General features: G+C 61.1%; 8 protein-coding genes and 1 pseudogene. All 9 read left to right on the plus strand.

Going from position 1 to position 8,430, the window contains the following annotated elements; genetic code table 11:
- Window positions 1-202 (plus strand): annotated as a pseudogene (locus WA943_RS05490) (1-deoxy-D-xylulose-5-phosphate reductoisomerase); the annotation flags it as partial.
- A gap of 127 nt (window positions 203-329) precedes the next feature.
- A complete protein-coding gene (rseP, locus tag WA943_RS05495; protein ID WP_424468854.1) occupies window positions 330-1,472 on the plus strand; it encodes an RIP metalloprotease RseP in 1,143 nt (380 codons plus the stop codon).
- 127 nt (window positions 1,473-1,599) lie between these two features.
- Window positions 1,600-3,942: an outer membrane protein assembly factor BamA gene (bamA, locus tag WA943_RS05500; RefSeq protein WP_424468847.1), complete on the plus strand. Its 2,343-nt coding sequence runs from the start codon at window positions 1,600-1,602 to the stop codon at window positions 3,940-3,942.
- Window positions 3,943-3,964: 22 nt separating this feature from the next.
- A complete protein-coding gene (locus WA943_RS05505; protein WP_424468848.1) occupies window positions 3,965-4,546 on the plus strand; it encodes an OmpH family outer membrane protein in 582 nt (193 codons plus the stop codon).
- 48 nt (window positions 4,547-4,594) lie between these two features.
- On the plus strand, window positions 4,595-5,668 hold the full coding sequence (gene lpxD, locus WA943_RS05510) for a UDP-3-O-(3-hydroxymyristoyl)glucosamine N-acyltransferase (RefSeq protein WP_424468849.1): 1,074 nt from the start codon (window positions 4,595-4,597) through the stop codon (window positions 5,666-5,668).
- Between the two features lie 42 nt (window positions 5,669-5,710).
- Window positions 5,711-6,190: a 3-hydroxyacyl-ACP dehydratase FabZ gene (gene fabZ, locus WA943_RS05515; protein ID WP_424468850.1), complete on the plus strand. Its 480-nt coding sequence runs from the start codon at window positions 5,711-5,713 to the stop codon at window positions 6,188-6,190.
- Window positions 6,190-6,978 (plus strand): acyl-ACP--UDP-N-acetylglucosamine O-acyltransferase, encoded by a 789-nt coding sequence (lpxA, locus tag WA943_RS05520; RefSeq protein WP_424468851.1) that lies wholly within the window; start codon window positions 6,190-6,192, stop codon window positions 6,976-6,978. The genes fabZ and lpxA overlap by 1 nt, the downstream gene beginning before the upstream one ends.
- 9 nt (window positions 6,979-6,987) lie before the next feature.
- Window positions 6,988-7,854, plus strand: a complete 867-nt coding sequence (locus WA943_RS05525) for an LpxI family protein (protein ID WP_424468852.1) — start codon at window positions 6,988-6,990, stop codon at window positions 7,852-7,854.
- Window positions 7,851-8,430 (plus strand): lipid-A-disaccharide synthase (locus tag WA943_RS05530; RefSeq protein WP_424468853.1); only part of this gene is annotated, 580 nt, incomplete at its 3' end. The genes WA943_RS05525 and WA943_RS05530, both read left to right, overlap by 4 nt.

Below are 8,430 nucleotides of genomic sequence, written 5' to 3' on the forward strand. Positions count from 1 at the left end.
TCTCAATGCTGCGAATGAAATTGCCGTTGCAGCCTTCCTCGGAGGGCATATCGGCTTTCTGGACATTGCTTCCATTGTCGAATCCGTGCTCGCCAAGGCCTCCCGGGTCAACGGCGCCCCGGCGGACCTTGAGGAGATTTACGAAATCGACCGAATTGCGCGGATTCACGCTGAGGAACTGGTGCATTTGGTCAGCCGCTGACGTAGTCTCCATTCTGGACGTGCTGCCCTTGGGGCGCGCGTGGGGGAGTGCGTTGCGGTTTGGGCGACCGGAATCATAATTCTGATATGAGTCGCGCCGCGCGACGTGAGATGGGATTTTGAGTGTGATGGACCTGTTGGCGGGGATTGGTGGTTTCGGAGTCTCTCTCTGGGGCTATTTGATTCCGTTCCTGTTTGTGCTGACGGTCGTCGTGTTCTTTCACGAGCTCGGCCACTTTCTCGTTGCCCGCATGTGCGGCGTGAAAGTCGACGTATTTTCCATCGGCTTCGGTCGCGAAATTCTCGGACGCACCGACAAATACGGCACCCGCTGGAAGCTCGGCTGGGTGCCGCTCGGCGGTTACGTGAAATTCGAAGGCGACAACAACGCCGCGAGCACGCCCGACCGCGCCCATCTTGCGCAGGTGCCCGAAGACCAGCGCGCCGGCCTTTTCCACTTCAAGCCGCTCTATCAGCGCGCCGCCGTCGTCGCAGCCGGGCCGATTGCAAACTTCATCCTCGCAACCGTCATCTTCGCCGGCATCTTCACCATTGTCGGGCAGGGCACGGCGACACCCCTCATCGATATCGTTCAGCCCGGCAGCGCTGCCGCAGAGGCTGGCTTCAAATCCGGCGACCTTGTCACCTCCATCGACGGCAGCGCCATCGACAGCTTTGAGGAGATGCAGCGCATCGTCAGCACCAGCGCCGACGTGCCGTTGACCTTCGGCCTCAAGCGGGCTGGCGGCGAAGTGACGGTCGTGGCGACGCCGCGCCTTAAGGAAGTGACAGACCGCTTCGGCAATGTTCACCGCATCGGCCTTCTCGGCATCCAGCGCGACGCGAGCGATGGCAGCTACAAGGTCGTGAAGACGAATCCGCTGACGGGCCTCTGGCTCGGCGCGAAAGAGACGTGGTTCATCGTGGCGCGGACGATCGACTATCTGGGCGGCATCATTGTCGGCAAGGAAGATTCGAGCCAGCTCGGCGGTCCGCTGCGCATTGCCGAAGTTTCCGGTCAGGTCGCCTCTATCGGCTTTGGTGCCTTGCTGAACTTGACGGCAGTCCTTTCAGTCAGTATCGGCCTGCTGAACCTTTTCCCGGTGCCCATGCTTGATGGCGGGCATCTTCTATATTATGCGGTCGAGGCTGTGCGCGGACGTCCCATGGGCGAGCGGGCGCAGGAATTCGGTTTCCGCATCGGTCTTGCGCTGGTCATGATGCTGATGGTCTTTGCCACCTGGAATGACTTGGTGCATTTGTTTAGCTGATCGTCTGCACAAGCGCGGATGGTGGTGCGATCCCCGGTCGGGGTTTGGAAATAACAATGCGGCGCTTGCAGTGTGCAAGTGTTGCGCGGTTGAGGATGGTGTTGGGATGGGGCGACTGGCCGGTTACTTGACCAGAGTTGCGAGCCTTGGCGGCATGGCTGCCTTGGTTCTCTCGGCGTGGACACTCGCACCGCAGGTCACGGGCGATGCGTCCGTGTTCGGCGTTGCCGCCATGGCCGCTGAAGCCGCCCAGCCCGCCGCCGCTGCCAAGGCCGGGCCGGTCATTCGTCAGATCGTCGTGGAGGGCAATCAGCGCATCGAGCGCGAAACGGTCCTGTCCTACATGGCCTTCCGCGAAGGCATGCCCTACGACGCAGGCCAGATCGACGGCTCCCTGAAGACGCTTTTTGCGACAGGCCTATTTGCCGATATCGGCATCCGCCGCGATGGTGACAAGCTCATCATTTCGGTCGTTGAAAACCCGATCATCAATCGCGTTGCCTATGAAGGCAATTCGGCGATCAAGGAAGAAGACCTCAACAATGAGGTTCAGCTGAAGCCGCGCACCATCTATACGCGCGCCAAGGTTCAGGCTGACGTGACGCGCGTCATCGAGCTTTACCGGCGTGGCGGGCGTTTCGCCGCGACCGTCGAGCCCAAGGTCATCCGTCTCCCGCAGAACCGCGTCGACCTTGTTTTTGAAATCAATGAAGGCCCGAAGACGAAGATCGCGGCCATCACATTCCTCGGCAACAAGGAATTCAGCGACGGCACTTTGCGTGAAGTCATTTCGACGAGCGAATCGTCCTGGTGGAAATTCTTCTCCTCTTCGGACAGCTACGATCCAGATCGTCTGACCTATGACCGCGAGCTGCTGCGCCGCTTCTATCTTTCCAAAGGCTTTGCGGACTTCCGCGTCGTCTCCGCTGTTGCCGACCTCAGCCGCGACAACTCGTCGTTCCACATCACCTTCACGGTGGAAGAGGGCGAGGTCTATTCGTTCGGCAAGGTCGCCATCAAGACCAACCTTGAAAAGCTGAACAAGGAAGAGCTTGAAGCACTCATCAAGACGAAGTCCGGCGACACTTATAATGCGACGCTGATCGACAAGAGCACCGATGCGCTGACCTTTGCCGCCGGTGCCCAGGGCTATGCCTTTGCGCAGGTCCGCCCGCGCGTCGAGCGTAACCGCGAGAAGCGCTTGGTCGATATGACCTATACGATCAGCGAGGGACCGCGCGTCTATGTCGAGCGCATCAATATCAGCGGCAACTCGCGCACGCTTGACCGCGTTATCCGTCGCCAGATGAAGCTTGTCGAAGGCGATGCTTTCAACAAGGTGCTTCTCGACAAGTCCGAAAAGAACATTCGCGGCCTGCAATATTTCAGCAAGGTCGATGTCAGTCAGCAACCGGGCAGCGCGTCTGACCAGACAATCGTCAATGTCGCGGTTCAGGAGCAGTCGACCGGCTCGCTGTCATTGAGCTTCGGCTTCTCGTCCGTGGACAGCGCCATCGTCGGCCTGTCGTTGAACGAACGGAACTTCCTTGGTCGCGGCCTGCAACTCGGCTCAAGCGTGTCGCTGTCCAGGCGTCAGCAGTTGATCCAGTTCCATTATACCGATCCGTATTTCCTCGACCGCGATCTGGTCGGCGGTATCGATATCTTCGGCAGCGAAACCAACTATCAGGACCAGGCCTCATTCGACTCGAGGACCACAGGCTTTGGCTTCCGCTTTGGCTTTCCCCTCTCTGACAACAGCCGCTTCCTGGCGCGCTATCAGTTGCGCCGCGAAGAAATTCGCAATGTCACGACGACCGATCCGATCATTAAGGACGCCGAAGGGCAGGAAACGCGATCGATCGTTGGCTACGACTACTATCTCGACAATCGTGACGACCCGGTCGATCCGAAGGGCGGTTGGGATCTTCTCTTCAGCCAGGATTTTGCCGGTCTCGGCGGCACGGTGCGCTATCTGTCAACACAGGTTCTTGCGCATAGCTATCTGGAGGTTGCCGATGGTTTTGTCGCGTCACAGCGGTTCGATCTCGGTGTAATCAAGGGAATCGGTGAGCAAGTCCGCCTCAATGACCGCTTCTTCAAAGGTGGCACCGATTTCCGTGGCTTCAAATCGGGCGGCATCGGCCCTCGTAGCATATCTTTCAACAACGCAATCGGTGCAGAGGTCTATGCTTTCGGCACAACCGAAATGACCTTCCCGAACGGCTTGCCCGAAGCCCTGGGAATTAGCACGAGCGTATTTGTCGATTACGGCGTTATCGGCAAGGCAGAGGACAGCACCAATGCGGGGTTGTTTGAAGACAAAATTGCGCCGCGTGTCTCGACGGGTCTGAGCCTGAACTGGAAGTCGCCATTCGGCCCCGTCCGTCTCGACTTCGCCAAAGTACTTATCGACGAGCCTTATGACCAACGCGAGGCATTCCGCTTCAGCGCTGGAACCAGCTTCTAGTTTTCAAGGGGATAGCTCTACCATGAAGTTCTATCGTTCTGTTTCGCGCGTGCTGGCGGGCCTGGCGTTCGCGTCCTTCGTTTCCGGCGCCTCCATGACGGCCGCAATCGCAGCCACGCCGAGCGTCATCGTGATCGTCAATTCCGAGCAGCTCTTCGGCCAGTCAAAGGTCGGGCAGAACGTCCGCACTCAGATTCAGGCGCTTGCCAAGAAGCTTCAGGCCGAAGGCAAGAAGAGCGAAGACGCGCTCAAGGCCGAAGCGAAGAAGCTCAGCGAGCAGCGCGCGCTTCTGAGCGAAGCTGATTTCGGCAAGAAGGTTCAGGCCTTCGAACAGAAGCAGCAGGATCTCCAGCGCACGATGCAGGAGAAGGGCCAGGAATTGCAGCTCGGCAGCAACAAGGCGCGCGGTGAAATCGAAGCGGCAATTCGTCCGATCTTCGCAGACGTCATGAAGAAGCACGGTGCCAATATTCTTCTCGACCAGTCGGTCGTGCTTGCAGGCGGCGTCGATCTCGACGTGACCGCCGAAGTGCTGAAGGCGCTTGACGCAAAACTGACCACGGTTGACGTGAAGCCGGTCCCGCTTTCTTCTCTGAAGCAGTAACAAGGAAAGGGCGGACGGGTTTAGCTCGGCTGCCGCGCGGCAACGGCAATGGCTGACACTCGTTTTTTCCTCAATAAAGGTCCCTTCGCGCTGGGCGATATCGCCCGGCGCGTCGGTGCCGAACTCGCATCCCCGGCGGATGCGGAACGCATGATCGCGGACGTCGCGCCGCTCGATGCGGCCGGGTCTGCCGACCTGAGTTTTCTGGACAATCCCAAATATGTGGGCGCCTTCGAGGTGACGGGGGCGGGCGCTTGTCTCGCGCATCCTCGCTACGTCGACCGTGCGCCCAAAGGGCTGGCGCTCCTGCTGAGCAAGGAGCCCTATCGCGCCTATGCGCTGGCAAGCCAGCTTTTCTATCCTGAAGAAGCAACGGGCAGCGACACCTTCGGCGAGCGCGGCACGGTTCACCCTCGCGCCAATGTTCATCCGGGCGCGAAGCTCGGGGCAGGCGTGACCATCGAGCCGGGCGCGAGTATCGGTGCCGGCGTCGAAATCGGTCGGGGCACCGTCATCGGCGCGAATGCGTCGATCGGCAAGGGGTGCACCATCGGCCGCGATTGCTTCATCGGCCCCAACGTCACCATCAGTCACGCGCATATCGGCGACCGCGTCATGCTGCATCCCGGCGTCTGCATCGGTCAGGACGGCTTCGGCTTTGCGATGGGTCTTCCGCGCCACGAAAAGGTGCCGCAGCTTGGCCGCGTCATCATTCAGGACGATGTCGAGATCGGTGCGAACTCCACAGTCGATCGCGGCGCCGGTCCCGACACTGTGATTGGCGAAGGCACCAAGATTGATAATCTCGTGCAGATCGGCCACAACGTCACGACTGGCCGCCATTGCATAATCGTCTCGCAGACTGGCGTTTCCGGCAGCGCGAAGCTCGGCGATTTTGTCGTGCTGGCGGCGCAGGTCGGCGTGACCGGGCATCTGACGATCAACACCGGCGCGCAAATCGCCGCGCGCAGTGCTGTGATCCATGATGTGCCGCCGGGTGAGCGATATGGCGGCGTTCCGGCGCGCCCGGTGCGTGAATGGGCGCGTGAACTCGCAGCCGTCAAGAATTTGGGTAAGCGTCGCAAGCCCGGCACGGGCACTGGTGAAACCGGCGGCGAATAAAACGAAACTGGGCTTGATAACGCGGAAGAAGAGGACGAGACCATGAGCGAGGCGCAGGCGGCAGCCGAAAAGCTCGAAAGTGCGGACATCAAGCGGGTGATGGAACTGCTCCCGCATCGCTATCCGATGCTGATGATCGACCGCATCATCGAAATGCGCGGCAATGAAAGCGCAATCGGCATAAAGAACGTGTCGAACAACGAGCCGTTCTTTCAGGGTCATTTTCCCGGCCACCCGGTCATGCCCGGTGTGCTGATCGTCGAAGCAATGGCGCAGACCGCAGGCGCGCTGGTGCTGAACAGCCTCGGCACAGGCGCTGAAGGCAAGATCGTCTATTTCATGTCGATCGAGCGCGCCAAGTTTCGCAAACCGGTCCTACCCGGCGACGTGCTCCATGTGCATGTCTCGAAGATTCAAAATCGCGGGCCCGTGTGGAAGTTCAGCGGCCAGGCGAAGGTCGAGGGCGCAGTCGTCGCCGAAGCGGATTTCGCCGCGATGATCATCGATCAGGCGTCGGCCTGATGGTGGATATTCATCCAACGGCCATCATAGATCCGAAAGCGCAATTGGGCGCCGATGTGAAAGTCGGGCCCTATTGCGTCATCGGCGGTGACGTGACGCTGGGCGAAGGCTCCGTGCTCCACTCGCATGTCGTCATCGACGGCCGCACGACCATCGGCCCGCGCGCGAGGATATATCCCTTCGCCTCGCTGGGCCAGCCGCCGCAGGATCTCAAATATCACGGCGAGCCGAGCACGCTTGAAATCGGCGCCGATGCGCTGATCCGCGAATATGTGACCATGAACACCGGCACCGAAGGTGGCGGCATGGTGACCCGCGTGGGCGATGATTGCACGGCTCTGTCGAGCGTCCATATCGGCCATGACTGCCAGATCGGTAACGGCGTCATTCTGTCGAGCGCGGCGCTCCTCGCAGGCCATTGCCGCATCGGCGATCACGTCATCTTCGGCGGAGGCGCAGCGGTCCACCAGTTCGTGCGCATCGGCCGCAACGCCTTTGTCGGCGGTGCGAGTGCGGTCGAAAGCGACATCATCCCCTTCGGTCTCGTCGTCGGCAATCGCGCAAGCCTGATGGGGCTGAACCTCGTCGGCCTGAAGCGCCACGGCTTTTCCCGTGAACGCATAAACGCGATGCGCGACGCCTATGGCCAGATATTTTCCGCGGAGGGCGCGTTGCGCGACCGCGTTGCCGCCACGGCCGAGCGTTTTGCGGATAGTCCTGACGTGATGGAAATCGTGAACTTCATCCAGTCCGCCAGCGACCGCCCGCTCTGCTTGCCGTCGCGCTAACATCAGGCCATGAGCGCCCCCGCCGAACGACCGCGCAAACTCGGCATCGCCGCAGGCAGCGGCCCTCTGCCGCTGCAATTGGCGGAGGCCGCCCGCGCCAGCGGCCGCGACGTCTTCATCGTCGGCGTCAAAGGCGCGGCAGGCTCCTCCATCGAAGCCTGGCCGCACGGCTGGGTCCGCGTCGGCGCGATGGGCCGCTTCCTGAAACTTTTCAGGGAAGCCGGGTGCGAGGATATCGTCATCATCGGCCCCATGACCCGGCCGACATTGCGCGACATAGTGCCGGATTTTCGCGGCCTGCTCCTGCTTCCCCGGTTTATAAAGCGCATGCAACGCGGCGACGATGCGCTGCTGCGCGGCGTCGTCGAGTTCCTCGAAGATAACGGCCTGCGCGTCATCGGCGCGGAAACCATTTTGACCTCGCTGCTCGCCGCTGAAGGTCTGTTCACTCGAATAGCGCCCGATGCCGCTCATCAGGCCGACATCGATCTCGCGATCCGCGCCGCGCATGATATCGGCGCGCAAGACATAGGTCAGGGCGCCGTCGCGCGCCAGGGCCACGTCATCGCACTTGAAGATATACAGGGTACGGACGTTATGCTTACGCGTGTCGCGGCGAAAACCCCGCACGCCGCGTCAACGCGCCAGGGCGTTCTCGTTAAATTGCCAAAGCCTGCGCAAGATCGGCGCGTCGATCGGCCAACCATCGGCGCGCGCACGGTCGAGCGCGCGGCGGCGGCAGGTCTCGCAGGCATCGCAGTTGAGGCGGGCGGCGCGATCATAGCGGACGCCGAAGAAATGACCCGCATCGCCAATGCGCTCGGCCTCTTTGTTCTGGGCTTCCCGCCCTCCCGCGTTGAAAGTCTGGTCCGATGAGCGCCGCATCGAAAATCCCGCACATCATGCTCGTTGCAGGCGAGCCTTCCGGCGACGCGCTCGGCGGCGAGTTGATGGAAGCGCTGAAAAGCCTCACGGGCGGCGCAGTGCGTATCACCGGCGTCGGCGGGCCGAACATGATCGCGCATGGCCTCACATCCGTTTTCCCCATGTCGGATACATCCGTCATGGGCCCAGCCGAAGTCATCCCGCGCCTGCCGCTGATCCTGCGCCGCGTGCGCGAAACGGCGGCCTTCGCCATCGCCGAGAAACCGGACGTGCTCGTCATCATCGACAGCCCGGACTTCACGCATATGGTGGCAAAGCGTGTCGCCAAACGCGCGCCGGATATTCTGATTGCGAATTACGTTTCACCCAGCGTCTGGGCCTGGCGGCGCGGCCGCGCGCGCGCCATGGCGAAATATGTAAAGCGCGTTCTGGCGCTGCTGCCCTTCGAGCCGGATTTTTTCCGCGCTGAAGCGAACCTCGATTGCGTCTATGTCGGCCATCCTGCAATCGAGCGCATCCCGGCAGCAGGTGAAGGTGACCGCTTCCGCAAGGAGCGCGGCATCGCGC

It is taken from the genome of Parvibaculum sp. (genome assembly GCF_049651025.1).
GTDB lineage: Bacteria > Pseudomonadota > Alphaproteobacteria > Parvibaculales > Parvibaculaceae > Parvibaculum.